Genomic DNA, 14,985 nt, shown 5'->3' on the forward strand with positions numbered 1-14,985 from the left:
CCCCCCTTGTATCTGCACGTTAGCGATTTCGTGCGATGGAAGCGATTGAGCCTCTGGTCGGGTGGCCACCCGACCAGAGGCGTGACGAAGTCGCCCGTCCCCCCTCCGGTTACAACCGTGGATGAGCCTGGGATCTTCGTCATCGTCACGCACGACCGAATAGTCGCTTGGTTCCAATCGCACGCACAAGGCAGGTTACCGTGAACAGAGTTATATGTGGAGTGGATGTTTCGAAGGGCTGGCTGGATGCGTATATCCGCCCGTCCGGAACGTTTGAGCGTTTCAGCAACGATGCGGCCGGCATCGGCGCGCTTGCTGCGCTGTGCCGGGCCGAGAATGTCGAGCTGGTCGTCATGGAGGCGTCGGGCGGCTACGAGCGGACGGCCTTCCTGTTGTTGTGGGAGATGGGGATCGCCTGTGCGCTCGCCAATCCGCGCCATGTGCGCCGCTTTGCCGAGGCCATGGGCTTTCTGGAAAAGACCGACCGCATCGATGCGGCGGTGATCGCCCATTATGCCGAAGCCAAACGGCTGTCTGCCCTGCCGCCGCCGAAAGCCGAGCAGATACGGCTGTCGGCGCTGATGACACGGCTGTCCCAGGTCACCAATGACCTGACCGTCCAGCGGCAGCGCCGGAGTGCTGCCCGCGATCAGCAGAGCGTGGCAAGCCTCAACGAAGTGATCGCGCTTCTGGTGCGCCAGAGCCGCAGCCTCGAAGGCGAGATTGCCTCGATGATTGACGACGATCCGCTCTGGGCGTGCCTCAACCGGGCCTTCCGCTCGGTCAAGGGCGTGGCCGATCGCACCGTTGCCCGGTTGATGGCCGAACTGCCCGAAATTGGCCGGATCTCCAACAAGGCGATCGCTAAGTTGGCCGGCCTTGCGCCGATTGCCAACGACAGCGGCAAGAGAGCCGGGCATCGGCCGGTGCGCGGCGGGCGCTCCGGACCGCGCGCCATCCTGTTCCTCGTTGGCGCCATCGCAGCCAGACACGATCCGCATCTGGCCGCCTTCCAGCAACGGTTGCAAAGTCAGGGCAAGCCGAAGATGGTCGTCCGTATTGCGCTGGCTCGAAAACTCCTGGTCATTCTCAATGCAAAAGCACGAGATGCGAGAAGAGAGTTCGAATATGCAACTTGACAACCCAGATAGTCGCTCATTCCTGTGACATCCCTCGGGCAAGGACCGAGGAAGGGAATGAGGGAGGAGAAGTGAGCGCTCCGCACAAGCGTCCCCAAGACGCCAACCTCAAAGGGCGAGGTACCCCTAAAACCGAACCCAGCCCTACACCTGCACATCCGGCAGCGTCAAAATCACCGGCCCATTCCGCGTCGCAACCACGGTATGCTCGAATTGCACGGTCGGCGCCTTCGGATCCGCATAGAGCGTCCAGGCATCGTCGCCGCCCTCGGCCCACGTCGCGCCGAGCGACAGGAAGGGTTCGACGGTGAAGACGAGGCCATCCGTCATGATGCGTTTTTCCGAAGGGTCCGGCCAGGTCGAGAGTTCGGCCGGCTCCTCATGCAGCGAGCGGCCGACACCGTGGCTCGCGAGGTTTGCGACCAGCGTATAGCGGTTCTTCTGCGCGAAGGCGCCGACGGCAGTGCCGATCTTTGCCAGTGGTTCGCCCGATTTCACCTGGTTGAGCCCGACCCAGAGCGCCCGCTTGCCGTCGCGGCAGAGCCGTTCGATCTTCGGCTTGACCGGCGGCACCCCGAAGGAGGCGCCGGTATCGGCGAAGAAGCCGTCCTTTTCGGCCGAGACGTCGATATTGATGAGATCGCCGGCGCGGATGACGCGCGGGCCGGGAATACCGTGGGCAATTTCCTCGTTGATGCTGATGCAGGTCGCGCCCGGAAACTGGTAGCAGAACTCCGGCGCCGAGCGCGCGCCCGCATCTTCGAGCACCTTGCGGCCGATCTGGTCGAGTTCCAGCGTCGTCATGCCAGGCTCCATCGCCGCCGCCATCACCTGGATGGCATTGGCGCAGATGCGGCCGATCTCCTTGAGCTTCACCAGTTCGTCGTCGTTTGCGATAACCATTCGTCTCTTCCGCCCATGGCCACAGGGCGGCCGCGGCCGCCTCAGGCTGAGGCTTTCACCCCTTCGCCCTTTTCAGTCAACGCCTTTCTGACGATCGGCGCCACTTTCGTGCCGTAGAGCTCGATGCCGCGCATGATCTGATCATGCGGCATCAGGCCGATCGCCATCTGCAGCAGGAAGCGATCATTCTTGAACAGCGCGTGATGGGCGACGATCTTTTCGGCCACCGTCTCGGGATCGCCGACGAAGAGCGCGCCGCTCGGCCCGCGCGACATGTCGAAATGCGCCCGGCTGGTCGGTCCCCAGCCACGCTCGCGGCCGATACGGTTCATCACTTCGGCCTGCGGCCCGTAGAACTGTTCGGCCGCCGCTTGCGTCGTGTCAGCGATGAAGCCATGGACGTTGATGCTGGTCTTCAGCTTCGCCTGGTCCTGCCCTGCCCGGCGCGCCGCCTCGCGATAGAGATCGAAGAGCGGCGCGAAACGGCGGGGCTCGCCGCCGATGATGGCAAGCGCCACCGGCAGGCCGAGAGCGCCGGCGCGCGCCAACGACTGCGGCGTGCCGCCGACGGCGACCCAGAGCGGCAGCTGATCCTGCAGCGGCCGGGGATAGACGCCACGCCCGTTGATCGGCGCGCGCAGCTCGCCCTTCCACTCCACGACCTCACTATCGCGCAGCGCCAGCAGCAGATCGAGCTTCTCCTCGAAAAGCTGGTCGTAATCTTCGAGGTTATAGCCGAACAGCGGGAAGGACTCGATGAAGGAGCCGCGCCCCGCCATGATTTCAGCCCGGCCATTGGAAATCAGGTCGAGTGTCGAAAACTGCTGAAAGACCCGCACCGGATCATCGGAAGAGAGCACGGTAACGGCGCTCGTCAGCCGGATGTTTTTCGTTTTCACGGCCGCCGCCGCCAACGCCACCGCGGGAGCGGACGCCGCATAATCCGGCCGGTGATGTTCTCCGAGCCCGAAGACATCGAGCCCCACCTGATCGGCAAGCTCGATCTCCTCGATCAGATGCTTCAGCCGCTCGGCCCCCTCCGCTCCCTTGCTGCGGGAGGGATTGGGATTGACGTCCGCAAAGGTATAAAGCCCCAGTTCCATTGTCGGCATCCCGTTGAATTCCACCCGGAGATAAGGATCGCCAAAAGGGAACGCAAATACAAACTCTGGAACGGAATGTTCGAGAATCTTGATGGCGGCGGGATGCCTTGGGGCGATGGGCGTCTTCAGCCACATCTAATCGAGCGAACATCCTACGACGGCAAAGAGTCTCTGCGCCATAGACATGGCGCTGCTGGATTCCTGTGACAGGCAAAGGAATGAGGGAGCAAGTGGTGTGCACCTCGCCACCCATATCCCGTATCATTCAGAGCGCTCTTGTCAGATGCTGAACTGCGTAAACAGTTGTTGTTGAACTCCGCGAATGCCAAGAACTCCCTCATTCCTGTGCTCGTCACAGGAATCCAGCAGTCGCGCGTCCGCGCGACGAAGGACTCATCTCATTACAGACCAAGAAGGTGAAACGAAATATCCTCCCACTCAGGATTCTCCCGCTCGATCAGATTGAGCTTCCACTGCCGCGGCCATTTCTTGATCGTCTTCTCACGCGTGATCGCAGTCGTCAGCAAATCATACTGCTCGAACCAAACCAAAGTCTTGACCCCGTATTTCGACGTAAACCCCGGCGTCAGTTCGTTCTGATGCTCGTATAATCGACCTGCAAGGTCACGCGTCACGCCGGTATAGAGCGTGCCGTTGCGTGCGGATGCGAGGATGTAGACGTACCCTTTCATGCCGACAGATTGGCATAGAGTAGCGTGAAAAGCACAGGACAAAATTCAGCGCAAACGGCGCACCCCAATCACCAATTCGAATCCGAATTCAACGACTTCGAAGCCTCAGCGGAATCATCCTCAAAACCGCCTCGCGCCACACTTGAAGCATAGGGACGGCACAGCCCTCGCAATGCCGTCCTTGCCGCTCACATCCTCGCCAGCAGTTCCGCCAGTTGATCCGCCGCCTTGCCCCATCCCTCATGGAAGCCCATCTTCTCATGCGCTTCCTTATCCTCGGCGCGCCAGTGCAGCGCCTTCGCCGTATATTTCGTCCTGCCGTTGCCGAGTTCTTCGAGCAGGATGATGCCCGTAAAGAACGGTTTTTCGGCAGGCACCCAGGCACTGCTATAGGCATCGGTGAAGACGATCTTTTCGTTCTCGACGATCTCGAGATAGACCCCGCGGTTCGGATAGCGGTTGCCCTCGGGATCGGCCATGACGATGACGTTTGAGCCGCCGGGGCGGACGTCGAGCGTCGCTTCCGCCACGCTCCAGGGGCGCGGCACGAACCACTCTTTCAAGAGGTCGGGATCGGTCCATGCCTTGTAGATCTTCTCGCGCGGGGCGTCGAATTCGCGAACGAGGACGAGTTCATGCTGCGTGCTGGCGGTCATTTCAACATCTCTCCGTTTGAATGAAACCTGTTTCGTATCAGGTTGTTACAAGGACGTATCGACGTTCGGCGTTCCGACAGCAGCCAAAATTATTTTGCGACCGGCTGTGCGGCCTCTTCCTGCATCTTGTCGATCTGCCGGCGGATATGGGCTGCCTCCGCCGCCGAATGGGCAAGCGCAATGGCGCGATCGAAGGCCTCGCGCGCCTGGCTGTTGCGCCCGAGCTGCTTCAATAGATTGCCGCGCAGGCCGTGATAATAGAAATAGCCGTCGAGCTTCTCGCCGAGCGGATCGACGAGATCCAGCGCATCCTGCGGCCCCTGCAATTTCGAAATCACCACCGCCCGATTGAGCGTGACGACGGGTGACGGCTGGATGCGCTCCAATGCGCGGTAGAGCAGGTCGATCTCGACCCAGTCGGTATCTTCAGCCCGTTTTGCCCGGGAATGGACCGCGGCGATGGCCGCCTGTATCTGATAGGGGCCGGGCCGGCGGTGACGCAGCGCCTTGTCGAGCAGCGCCAGGGCCTCGTTGATGAAGGGCTGGTTCCAGAGCGAGCGGTCCTGATCCTCGAGCAGCACGATCTCGCCCTCGGCGCTGAAGCGCGCCGGCCGGCGCGAGATCTGCAGAAGCATCAGCGCAAGCAGCCCCATCAGTTCCGGCTCGGACGCAAACATATGCAGCATCAGCCGCGCCAGCCGGATCGCCTCGTCGCTGAAGGCCACCGCCTCATGCTTGGGATCGGCCTGGCTGTAGCCCTCGTTGAAGATCAGATAGATCATCGTGCTGACGATCGAAAGCCGCTCCGCCCTCTCCTCGGGGCTCGGCGTTTCGAAAGGCACGCCCGCCTTGGCGACGCGGGCCTTGGCGCGGGTGATGCGCTGCTCCATGGCGCTTTCGGACACCAGGAAGGCGCGGGCGATCTGCGTCACCGAAAGGCCGGAAACGATGCGCAGCGCCAGCGCGATCTGCTGGGTCGCCGGCAGATCGGGATGGCAGCAGATGAAGAGAAGCCGCAGGATATCGTCGCGATAGTTGGAATCGTCGAGCCGTTCGACGATATCGCTTTCGGCGTCCTCGGTATCGGAAATCGTCTCCTCGTCCGGCAGAGCCTGCAGCTTCGAGCGCTTGCGCACGGCATCAATGCCGCTGTTGCGCCCGACGAAGATCAGCCAGGCCGTCGGATCGCGCGGCGGGCCTTTCTCCGGCCAGGTCCGGATCGCCCTCAGGCACGCCTCCTGGAACGCCTCTTCCGCGGTATCAAGATCGCGGAAATAGCGCAGCAGCGCGCCGAGCGCCTTGGGGCGGGCAGAGGCAAGCGCGAGGTCGATCCAGGCAATGTCGGTCATGATGCAGCATCTCCCGGCCTGAACACGTAGAAAGGCCGAATTTCGTAAGAGGTGGAGCCGGGATTGACCGCCGATAGCTGTTTCGAGAAGGCGACAGCCTCCTCCAGCGTCTCGAAGTCGACCACGTAAAAGCCGAGAAGCGCCTCTTTCGTTTCCGCGAAAGGCCCGTCGATGACGAGGGCCTCGTCCTTGCCCTTGCGCACGGTGGTCGCAGCCGTCGTCGGCATCAGCCGGCCGACAGGCCCGAGCTTGCCGGCTTTGGCCAGCGGCTCCTGCACGGCGTAAAGCTTCTCCATGACGGCAGCCTCTTCCTCCTTGCTCCAGGCGAAGACGGTTTCCTCATGGGCGTAACAAAGGATTGCATAAAGCATCGGTGACTCCTCTTTCCGAATGACGAAGGAGTAACCGCTTACCCGACAGGCCGCATTAAAAAATTATAGACGGGCGGCCGTACACGTTCAGCTCAAAACTTGCCGTGGCGCTGCCCTCACCCCTCGCTCAGCGTCCGCTTGACCGCATTCTTCCAGCCCTTGAGCTTTGCCGTCCGCACCTTCTCGTCCATGTCGGGCTCGAAGCGCCTATCCCGTTTCCACGTCGCCGAAAAGCCGTCCCTGTCGGGCCACACCCCTGCCCGGCTGCCGGCGAGCCAGGCTGCCCCCAGCGCCGTCGTCTCCAGGATCACCGGGCGGTCGACCGGGGCGTCGAGCAGGTCGGCGAGGCGCTGCATCGTCCAGTCGGAGGCGACCATGCCGCCGTCGACGCGCAGCACCGTATCCTCGGCACCGTTCTTCCAGTCTTTCTGCATGGCGTCGAGCAGATCGCGGGTCTGGTAGCAGACGGCTTCGAGCGCAGCGCGGGAAAGCTCCGCCGGGCCGCTGTTGCGTGTCAGCCCGAAGATCGCGCCGCGCGCCTTGGCATCCCAATAGGGCGCGCCGAGGCCGGTGAAGGCGGGTACGAGATAGATCTCCTGCGTCGCATCGGCCTTTTCGGCAAGTGCATTGGTCTCGGCGGCGCTGCCGATAATGCCGAGCCCGTCGCGCAGCCACTGCACGGCCGCACCCGCGATGAAGATAGACCCTTCCAGCGCATAGGTCGTCTCGCCGTTCAGGCGGTAGGCGATGGTGGTCAGCAGCCGGTTTTTCGAGCGCACCATGTCGGCGCCGGTATTGAGCAGCGCGAAACAGCCGGTGCCGTAGGTCGATTTCAGCATGCCGGGCGCAAAGCAGGCCTGGCCGATGGTCGCCGCCTGCTGGTCGCCGGCAACACCGAGGATCGGGATGGCAGCGCCGAAGATATCAGGGTCGACCGTGCCGAAATCTGCGGCGCAATCCTTGACCTCCGGCAGCATGGCGGCCGGCACCCTCAGAATATCGAGCAGATCCTCGTCCCAGGCGTTTTCGGCGATGTTGTACATCAGCGTGCGTGAGGCGTTGGTGGCGTCAGTCACGAAGCTCTTGCCGCCGGTCAGCCGCCAGATCAGGAAAGTATCGATCGTGCCGAAGCAGAGATCGCCCCTCGCCGCACGCGCCCGCGCACCCTTCACATTGGCGAGCATCCAGGAGAGCTTGGTTCCCGAGAAATAGGGATCGAGGATGAGGCCGGTCTTCTTGGTGAAAACCCGCTCCAGATCCTGCCGCTTGAGATTGTCGCAATAGCTTGCCGTGCGCCGGTCCTGCCAGACGATGGCGTTCTGGATCGGCCGCCCCGTCTCGCGCTCCCAGACGACCACCGTCTCGCGCTGATTGGTGATGCCGAGCGCAGCGATATCCTTCGCCGTCACCTTGGCTTCGCGCAGCGCCATCTTGACGGTGGAGACGACCGAGTCCCAGATCTCCTCAGGATTGTGCTCGACCCAGCCGGAGCGCGGATAGATCTGGGTGAATTCCTTCTGGCCCTTGCCGACGACCTGCATGTCGCCATCAAAAACGATCGCCCGCGTCGACGTCGTTCCCTGATCGATCGCCAGAACATATCCGCTCATGAAGTTCCTCCCAAGCACGTTGATTATCGTGACAAATCAATAGGACACGGATGCGGGCGAGAAAAGCGAATAAAGCGGAATTGCCAGCCTGCCGGCTTTGGGCATAACCTCGCCCGAAACGTTGCAACGCAGCATCGCGATGTCAGGAGAAAACAGCATGAGCAGATCAGTCGTCGTCACCGGCTCCACCAGCGGCATCGGCCTTGCGATCGCCACCGCCTTTGCCGAAACCGGCGACAACGTCGTCATCAACGGCTTCGGAAATGCCGATGAAATCAACGCGATCGTGGCGCGGATTGAATCAGTGTCGAAAGGTCGGGCGATCTACCATCCGGCCGACATGACCAAGCCCGCCGAGATCGCCGACCTGATCGAAACCGCCGCAAAGACTTTCGGCAGCGTCGATGTGCTGGTCAACAATGCCGGCATCCAGCATGTCGAGAAGATCGAGGATTTCCCGATCGAGAAGTGGGACCAGATCATCGCCATCAATCTGTCGAGCTCCTTTCACACCATGCGCGCGGCTATCCCGCTGATGAAGGCCAGGAAGCATGGCCGCATCATCAACATCGCCTCGGCCCACGGGCTCGTCGCCTCTCCTTTCAAATCCGCCTATGTGGCAGCGAAACATGGTATATTAGGCCTAACGAAGACGGCGGCGCTTGAGCTTGCCGAATTCGGTGTGACGGTCAACGCCATCTGCCCCGGCTATGTGCTGACGCCGCTCGTCGAAAAGCAGATACCCGATACCGCCAAAGCCCGCGGCATGACCGAGGAGCAGGTGAAGAGCGAGGTCATCCTCAAGGCGCAGCCGACGCGTGAATTCGTCAAGGCCGAGGAGATCGGCGCGCTGTCGCTCTATCTCGCAAGCGACGCCGCCCGCCAGGTGACGGGAACGCATATCTCGATTGACGGTGGCTGGACGGCAGCTTAACCATTTGGAAAAAACAACCGGGAATATCATGAACGACAGCATCCGCTTCATCCTGAATGGCGAGGACATCGCCCTCTCCGATGTCAGGCCGACCGAGACGCTTCTCGATTTTCTGCGGTTGAAGCGGCGCCTGACGGGCACCAAGGAAGGATGCGCCGAAGGCGATTGCGGCGCCTGCACCGTGCTCGTCGGCAGGCTCGCCGATGGCAAGCTCACCTATGAATCCGTCAATGCCTGCATCCGTTTCATGGGCTCGCTGCACGCCACTCATGTGGTGACGGTCGAGCATCTCGCCGGCCGGGACGGCGCCCTGCATCCGGTGCAGCAGGCGCTGGTCGATTGCCACGGCTCGCAATGCGGCTTCTGCACCCCGGGCTTCGTCATGTCGCTCTACGGGCTGTGGCTGACGAAGGAGAAGCCGAGCCGCCGCGAGATCGAAAAGGCCCTGCAAGGCAATCTCTGTCGCTGCACCGGCTACGAACCCATCGTCAAGGCGGCCGAGCAGGTCAGCCAGATGCGGCCGAGCGCCCTCTTCGATCCGCTGGAGCGGACGCGCTCGGAAATCGTCGCGCGGCTCTGGGCCATGCAGGCGAGCGGCACCATCAGGATCGGGAGCGGCGAAGACAGGCTGATCGTGCCGGCTTCGGTCCAGGCACTGGCCGAAATCCTCTCGCAGGAGCCGGACGCGACCGTCGTCGCCGGCTCGACCGATGTCGGCCTCTGGGTGACGAAGCAGATGCGGCGGCTGAGCCCCGTCGTCTTCATCAATCACCTGAGCGAATTGCAGTCGATCATCGAAAACGACGACGGCATCACCATCGGCGCCGGCGTCAGCTATACCGGCGCCTTTGCCGCGATCTCGAAAAAGATCCCGGCGTTCGGGCGGCTGATCGATCGCATCGGCGGCGAACAGGTGCGCAACATGGGCACGATCGGCGGCAACATCGCCAACGGCTCGCCGATCGGCGACAGCCCGCCGCCGCTGATCGCCCTCGGCGCGACGCTGACGCTGCGCTCCCTTGAAGGTCAGCGCAAAATACCGCTCGAAGACTTTTTCATCGCCTATGGCAGGCAGGACCGGAAACCCGGCGAGTTCGTCGAAAGCGTCTTCGTGCCCTACCCCAAGGCCAGCCGCTTTGCCGCCTACAAGATCACCAAACGCCGCGACGAGGACATCACCGCCGTGCTCGGCGCCTTCCTGCTGACGCTCGACGATGCCGAGACGATCACCGACATCCGCATCGCTTTCGGCGGCATGGCCGCAACGCCGAAACGCGCTCGCACGGTGGAGGCCGAACTGATCGGCAAGCCCTGGACGGAAGCCACCATCGAAGCCGCCCGCCCCGCCTTCGACACCGATTTCCAACCACTCACCGACTGGCGCGCCACGGCGGAATACCGGCAATTGACGGCGAAGAATTTGCTGACGCGGTTCTATCTGGAAACGGTGGGCGCGCCGGCGGAGCTCAAGCGGTTCGAGGAGGTGGCGTGATGGAGACATTGATCAGAACGCCCGGAATGCAAGCATTGATGGGAATAGTCGCGGCCTCCTCCTCTCCCTCATTCCTGTGCTTGTCACAGGAATCCAGCGCGCCCAAGTCCTTGGGCGCAGGAAACCCTTCTCCGTCAGCATATGAATCATTCACGGCGCAGACGCGCCGTGGCTGGATTCCTGTGACAAGCACAGGAATGAGGGAGTGCGAAGTAGCCGCATTTCCTAACTCCCTTCGCGGAGGACTGATCTAATGGACAAGTCCACCTTCGAAGACCCCAAAGTCGTCATCTCAGGCCCCATGCACGGCTCGCTGCGCCATGATTCCGCGCACAAACACGTCACCGGAACCGCCGACTACATCGACGACATCCCCGAACCCGCGGGCTTGCTGCACGGCGCACTCGGCCTCTCCGACCGGGCGCATGCCGAAATCCTCAGCATCGACCTTTCCGCGGTCGCCGCCCATCCCGGCGTCGTCTGGGTCTTCACCGGCAAGGACGTGCCCGGCATCAACGACACCAGCTCCAACGGCAGCCATGACGAGCCGCTGCTTGCCGAAACTTTGGTGCAGTTCCACGGCCAGCCGATCTTTGCCGTCATCGCCGAGACGCGCGACGCCGCCCGTCGCGCTGCGCGGCTCGCGAAGATCGACTATCGCGACCTCCCGCATTGGAGCGATATCGACGGCGCGCTCGCCAACGGCAGCCCTCTCGTCATTACCCCGATGACGCTCCATCGCGGCGAGCCCGAAACGGAAATGCCGAACGCCGCCATGCGCCTGAAAGGCCAGATGCGCATCGGCGGACAGGAGCATTTCTACCTCGAAGGCCATATCGCCGTGGCGATCCCCGGCGAGGACGACGAAGTGACCGTCTGGTCCTCGACGCAGCATCCGAGCGAGATCCAGCATATCGTCGGCCACGTGCTCGATATCCCCTCCAACGCCGTGACCGTCAACGTGCGCCGCATGGGCGGCGGCTTCGGCGGCAAGGAAACGCAGGGCAGCCAGTTCGCCGCTCTTGCCGCCCTCGCCGCCAAGAAGCTCGGCCGCGCCATCAAATTCCGCCCCGACCGTGACGAGGATATGAGCGCCACCGGCAAGCGCCACGATTTCCTCGTCGATTACGAAGTGGGCTTCGATGCAGAAGGCCGCATCCACGCGGTCGACGCGACTTACGCGGCGCGCTGCGGCTTCTCCTCCGACCTCTCGGGACCAGTCACCGACCGCGCTCTCTTCCATGCCGATTCCAGCTACTTTTACCCGCATGTGAACCTGGTCTCGAAGCCCTTGAAGACGCACACCGTCTCCAACACCGCCTTCCGCGGCTTCGGTGGGCCGCAGGGCATGCTCGGCGCAGAGCGCGTCATCGAGGAGATCGCCTATGCCCTCGGCAAGGACCCGCTCGATATCCGCAAGCTGAATTTCTACGGACAGCCGGGTTCCGGGCGCACGCTGACGCCCTACCATCAGGAGGTCGAGGACAACATCATCGCCCGGGTCGTCGAGGAGCTGGAGGAAACGGCCGAATACCGGGCGCGGCGCAACGCCATCATCGGCTTCAACCGCGACAGCCGCTACATCAGGAAAGGCATCGCGCTGACGCCGGTCAAATTCGGCATCTCCTTCACCATGACCGCCTTCAACCAGGCCGGCGCCCTCGTTCACATCTATCAGGATGGCTCGATCCACCTGAACCACGGCGGCACCGAAATGGGCCAGGGCCTCTATACCAAGGTGGCGCAGATACTGGCCGACAGTTTCCAGGTCGATATCGACAGAGTGAAAATCACCGCGACGACGACTGCCAAGGTGCCGAACACCTCGGCCACCGCCGCCTCCTCCGGCTCGGACCTGAACGGCATGGCCGCCTATGATGCCGCCCGCCAGATCAAGGAACGGTTGGTGGCCTTTGCCACGGAAAAATGGAATGTGGCCCCCTCCGACGTCGTCTTCCTGCCGAACCGGGTGCGCGTCGGCGAGAACGAGATCGCCTTCCCCGATTTCATCAAGCAGGCCTATTTCGCCCGCGTCCAGCTTTCCGCCGCCGGCTTCTACAAGACGCCGAAGATCCACTGGGACCGCAAGGCCGGCCGCGGTACGCCCTTCTATTATTTCGCCTATGGCGCCGCCTGCACCGAGGTCTCGATCGACACCCTGACCGGCGAATATCTGATCGACCGAACAGACATCCTCCATGACGTCGGCCGCTCGCTGAACCCGGCGATCGACCTCGGCCAGGTCGAAGGCGCCTTCGTCCAGGGCCTGGGCTGGCTGACGACGGAAGAGCTATGCTGGGACGACAAGGGCCGCCTGCGCACTCACGCACCATCCACCTACAAGATCCCCCTCGCCTCCGACCGCCCGAAGATCTTCAACGTCCGGCTTGCCGAATGGTCGGAGAATGCCGAAGCCACCATCGGCCGCTCCAAGGCCGTCGGCGAACCGCCCTTCATGCTGGCGATCTCGGTGCTGGAAGCACTGTCGATGGCGGTGGCGAGCGTGGCGGACTACAAGGTCTGCCCAAGGCTCGATGCACCCGCGACGCCGGAACGCGTGCTGATGGCGGTGGAGCGGATGAAGCGGGTGTAGGATGCGTCCGGCTGATTTGTTGTTTGGGCAGGACCGGCGGAGTGAGTGGCACCCCCCTCTGTCCTGCCGGACAGAGGGGGGTGCCACGCCCACATACCCATCGGCCGTCCACCCATGACCAACCTCCCCACCTTCCTCGCCACCCACCCCAACGCAATCCTCGTCGACATCACCGGCACGCAAGGCTCCACCCCGCGCGAGGCCGGCGCCTTCATGCTCGTTTCGGCGAACGCCCTCTGGGGCACGATCGGCGGTGGACAGTTCGAGTTCATGGCGATCCACAACGCGCGGGAGATGTTGGCCGGAACCGGCGGCATACCCACCATGGACATCCCGCTCGGCCCCGAGATCGGCCAATGCTGCGGCGGACGCACTGAGTTGCGGTTTCGGCGGCTGACACAGGCGCTGAAAGAGGAGCTTGAAGCCAGGCTCGCCGGCGAAATCGAGCATTTGCCCGAGGTGCTGCTCTTCGGAGCCGGCCATGTCGGCCGGGCGCTGGCGGCAGCCCTTGCGCCGCTGCCTCTGTCGGTGACGGTCGTCGAAACCAGGCAAGAGGAACTCGCCAACCTGCCGGATGGAACCCAGACCCGGCTCGTTCCGATGCCGGAAGCGCTGGTGAAGGATATTCCCTCAGGCGGCGCGGTCGTCATCCTGACCCATGACCACGCGCTTGATTTCCTCATCGCCCGCGAGGCGCTTGAGAGAACCGACCTCGCCTATACCGGCATGATCGGCTCGGCGACCAAGCGCGCCACCTTCGCAAGCTGGCTTTCCCGCGAAGGCGGTGGCGAGCGTGGCTGGATCGAGCGGTTGACGCTGCCGATCGGCGGCTCGGCGGTCAGGGACAAACGACCCGAAGTGATCGCCGCCATGACCGCCGCCGAAATCCTGACGGCACTTGCGGCCTACCGCATGCGCTCGTCCTCGTAATAGGGATCGCGCCCGTCGAGGAAACCGAGATCGCGCTTGACGCGGTCCGGCGTCGCGTTGAGATCGAGCCGGGGCAGACGGCAGAAACGATCAACGCCTCCCGCCAGCCAGCCGGCAAGGCGCCGGAAAGTGCCGATTTCCTGCCGCGGCCGGCTCTCTTCGATAGCTTGGCAATCCATGACATCACCTCGTCCGTTTGATGGTATGAGTTGCAGTTTGCCGCCAAAAATGCTGCAATTCCAATCGAACGACCGTCTGCCTGCATCAAGAGAACTTATCCATGAAACTGTCGAAACAATTCCCCCTGAATGCGCTGCGCGTCTTCGAGGCCGCCGCCCGGCTCGGCAGTTTCACCAAGGCGGGCGACGAGCTCGGCATGACGCAGACGGCCGTCAGCTACCAGATCAAATTGCTGGAGGAGAATGTCGGCGAGCCGCTCTTCCTGCGCCGCCCCCGCCAGATCGCGCTGACGGAGACCGGCGAACGGCTGGCGCCGAAAGTGACGGAAGCCTTCGCCATGCTGCACGATGCGATGGCGACGGCGCGCGACAGCGTCGAAGGCACGCTCGCCATCAGTTCCACCCACACCTTTGCTTCGAAATGGCTGGCGCCGCGCCTCGGCTCCTTTCATCTGAAGCATCCGGCGATCGCGGTGCGCTTTCAGGCGACCTCCGACATCATCGACTTCGGCCGTGAACAGATCGACGTCGGCATCCGCTGGGGCGACGGCAACTGGCCGGGGCTGGCGCTGCACCGGCTGATGGGCCTGGAGTTCACGCCGATGCTGAGCCCGAAGCTGGCGGAATCGGCAGGCGGCATCAGGGAGCCGCGCGATCTCCTGAAATTCGATCTCTTCGATGCCGGCGATGTCTGGTGGAAACAATGGTTCGAGGCGGCCGGTGTCACGGAGACGGATCTAGACCGGCGCCCGCGCAACCAGCTCGGCTCGCAGGCGGTGGAAGCCGATGCGGCGATGGCCGGCCACGGCGTCGCCATCCTCAATCCGGCTTTCTATGCCGCCGAGATCGCGCTCGGCCGGCTCTACCAGCCTTTCGAACTGACCCGCAGCGACGGCAAGGCCTACTGGCTCGTCTATCCCGAAAACCGCCGCAACGTGCCGAAAATCAAGGCTTTCCGCAACTGGATCCTCGAAGAGATGAAAACGGCCGCAGTTTAAAGCATCCCGCGCCCGGCAACCTCACCAGGAAAAAGC

The 14,985-nt window shown here is 63.0% G+C and carries 14 protein-coding genes; 6 read left to right on the plus strand and 8 right to left on the minus strand.

Features of this window, described 5'->3' with window-relative positions:
* The first annotated feature begins 200 nt into the window (after window positions 1-200).
* Window positions 201-1,139 carry an IS110 family transposase gene (locus QD408_RS06370; RefSeq protein WP_414138713.1) on the plus strand — a complete coding sequence of 313 codons (939 nt, stop codon included), beginning with the start codon at window positions 201-203 and terminating at the stop codon, window positions 1,137-1,139.
* A gap of 144 nt (window positions 1,140-1,283) precedes the next feature.
* Here the strand turns inward: QD408_RS06370 and map are convergent, their stop codons facing one another.
* The 7 genes from map to glpK all read right to left on the minus strand — a co-directional run bounded on the left by map (window position 1,284) and on the right by glpK (window position 7,823).
* The gene (map, locus tag QD408_RS06375) at window positions 1,284-2,042 is read right to left on the minus strand and encodes a type I methionyl aminopeptidase (RefSeq protein ID WP_088684622.1); all 759 of its coding nucleotides are present in this window, start codon (window positions 2,040-2,042) and stop codon (window positions 1,284-1,286) included.
* A gap of 41 nt (window positions 2,043-2,083) precedes the next feature.
* Complete coding sequence (locus QD408_RS06380; RefSeq protein WP_414138714.1) at window positions 2,084-3,145, minus strand: LLM class flavin-dependent oxidoreductase; 1,062 nt, start codon at window positions 3,143-3,145, stop codon at window positions 2,084-2,086.
* A gap of 401 nt (window positions 3,146-3,546) precedes the next feature.
* Window positions 3,547-3,837: a GIY-YIG nuclease family protein gene (locus QD408_RS06385; RefSeq protein WP_414138715.1), complete on the minus strand. Its 291-nt coding sequence runs from the start codon at window positions 3,835-3,837 to the stop codon at window positions 3,547-3,549.
* 188 nt (window positions 3,838-4,025) lie between these two features.
* Window positions 4,026-4,493 (minus strand): SRPBCC family protein, encoded by a 468-nt coding sequence (locus QD408_RS06390; RefSeq protein ID WP_088684624.1) that lies wholly within the window; start codon window positions 4,491-4,493, stop codon window positions 4,026-4,028.
* 89 nt (window positions 4,494-4,582) lie between these two features.
* Complete coding sequence (locus QD408_RS06395) at window positions 4,583-5,842, minus strand: RNA polymerase sigma factor (RefSeq protein ID WP_414138716.1); 1,260 nt, start codon at window positions 5,840-5,842, stop codon at window positions 4,583-4,585.
* Window positions 5,839-6,213 (minus strand): YciI family protein, encoded by a 375-nt coding sequence (locus tag QD408_RS06400; protein ID WP_088684626.1) that lies wholly within the window; start codon window positions 6,211-6,213, stop codon window positions 5,839-5,841. Before QD408_RS06400 ends, QD408_RS06395 begins: the two co-directional genes overlap by 4 nt.
* 116 nt (window positions 6,214-6,329) lie before the next feature.
* Window positions 6,330-7,823, minus strand: a complete 1,494-nt coding sequence (gene glpK, locus QD408_RS06405; RefSeq protein ID WP_414138717.1) for a glycerol kinase GlpK — start codon at window positions 7,821-7,823, stop codon at window positions 6,330-6,332.
* A gap of 157 nt (window positions 7,824-7,980) precedes the next feature.
* Here glpK and QD408_RS06410 point away from each other — a divergent pair, with 157 nt between their 5' ends.
* The 4 genes from QD408_RS06410 (at window position 7,981) to xdhC (ending at window position 13,772) form a co-directional block, all read left to right on the plus strand.
* Entirely contained in the window at window positions 7,981-8,757 is a 777-nt protein-coding gene (locus QD408_RS06410) for a 3-hydroxybutyrate dehydrogenase (protein ID WP_414138718.1), read from the plus strand.
* Window positions 8,758-8,785: 28 nt separating this feature from the next.
* Window positions 8,786-10,249 (plus strand): xanthine dehydrogenase small subunit, encoded by a 1,464-nt coding sequence (gene xdhA / locus QD408_RS06415; protein WP_414138719.1) that lies wholly within the window; start codon window positions 8,786-8,788, stop codon window positions 10,247-10,249.
* 253 nt (window positions 10,250-10,502) lie between these two features.
* A complete protein-coding gene (gene xdhB / locus QD408_RS06420; protein ID WP_414138720.1) occupies window positions 10,503-12,842 on the plus strand; it encodes a xanthine dehydrogenase molybdopterin binding subunit in 2,340 nt (779 codons plus the stop codon).
* 114 nt (window positions 12,843-12,956) lie between these two features.
* Window positions 12,957-13,772, plus strand: coding sequence for a xanthine dehydrogenase accessory protein XdhC (gene xdhC / locus QD408_RS06425; protein WP_414138721.1), 816 nt, complete (start codon window positions 12,957-12,959; stop codon window positions 13,770-13,772).
* On the opposite strand, the gene QD408_RS06430 is transcribed toward xdhC, so the two are convergent.
* Window positions 13,748-13,951 (minus strand): hypothetical protein, encoded by a 204-nt coding sequence (locus tag QD408_RS06430; RefSeq protein WP_414138722.1) that lies wholly within the window; start codon window positions 13,949-13,951, stop codon window positions 13,748-13,750. The genes xdhC and QD408_RS06430 overlap by 25 nt on opposite strands.
* 101 nt (window positions 13,952-14,052) lie before the next feature.
* Between QD408_RS06430 and gcvA the strand changes: the two genes are divergently transcribed.
* Window positions 14,053-14,949, plus strand: coding sequence for a transcriptional regulator GcvA (gene gcvA / locus QD408_RS06435; protein WP_088684633.1), 897 nt, complete (start codon window positions 14,053-14,055; stop codon window positions 14,947-14,949).
* Window positions 14,950-14,985: the final 36 nt, after the last annotated feature.

The sequence above is a fragment of the Rhizobium sp. BR 249 genome (assembly GCF_047445895.1).
Classification (GTDB): domain Bacteria; phylum Pseudomonadota; class Alphaproteobacteria; order Rhizobiales; family Rhizobiaceae; genus Rhizobium.

Excerpts from the sequence above, each read along its gene's own strand:
- map (WP_088684622.1), bottom strand. The coding sequence starts at position 2,042 with ATGGTTATCGCAAACGACGACGAACTGGTGAAGCTCAAGGAGATCGGC.
- QD408_RS06380 (WP_414138714.1), bottom strand. The coding sequence starts at position 3,145 with ATGGAACTGGGGCTTTATACCTTTGCGGACGTCAATCCCAATCCCTCC.
- QD408_RS06385 (WP_414138715.1), bottom strand. The coding sequence starts at position 3,837 with ATGAAAGGGTACGTCTACATCCTCGCATCCGCACGCAACGGCACGCTC.
- QD408_RS06390 (WP_088684624.1), bottom strand. The coding sequence starts at position 4,493 with ATGACCGCCAGCACGCAGCATGAACTCGTCCTCGTTCGCGAATTCGAC.
- QD408_RS06395 (WP_414138716.1), bottom strand. The coding sequence starts at position 5,842 with ATGACCGACATTGCCTGGATCGACCTCGCGCTTGCCTCTGCCCGCCCC.
- QD408_RS06400 (WP_088684626.1), bottom strand. The coding sequence starts at position 6,213 with ATGCTTTATGCAATCCTTTGTTACGCCCATGAGGAAACCGTCTTCGCC.
- glpK (WP_414138717.1), bottom strand. The coding sequence starts at position 7,823 with ATGAGCGGATATGTTCTGGCGATCGATCAGGGAACGACGTCGACGCGG.
- QD408_RS06410 (WP_414138718.1), top strand. The coding sequence starts at position 7,981 with ATGAGCAGATCAGTCGTCGTCACCGGCTCCACCAGCGGCATCGGCCTT.
- xdhA (WP_414138719.1), top strand. The coding sequence starts at position 8,786 with ATGAACGACAGCATCCGCTTCATCCTGAATGGCGAGGACATCGCCCTC.
- xdhB (WP_414138720.1), top strand. The coding sequence starts at position 10,503 with ATGGACAAGTCCACCTTCGAAGACCCCAAAGTCGTCATCTCAGGCCCC.
- xdhC (WP_414138721.1), top strand. The coding sequence starts at position 12,957 with ATGACCAACCTCCCCACCTTCCTCGCCACCCACCCCAACGCAATCCTC.
- QD408_RS06430 (WP_414138722.1), bottom strand. The coding sequence starts at position 13,951 with ATGGATTGCCAAGCTATCGAAGAGAGCCGGCCGCGGCAGGAAATCGGC.
- gcvA (WP_088684633.1), top strand. The coding sequence starts at position 14,053 with ATGAAACTGTCGAAACAATTCCCCCTGAATGCGCTGCGCGTCTTCGAG.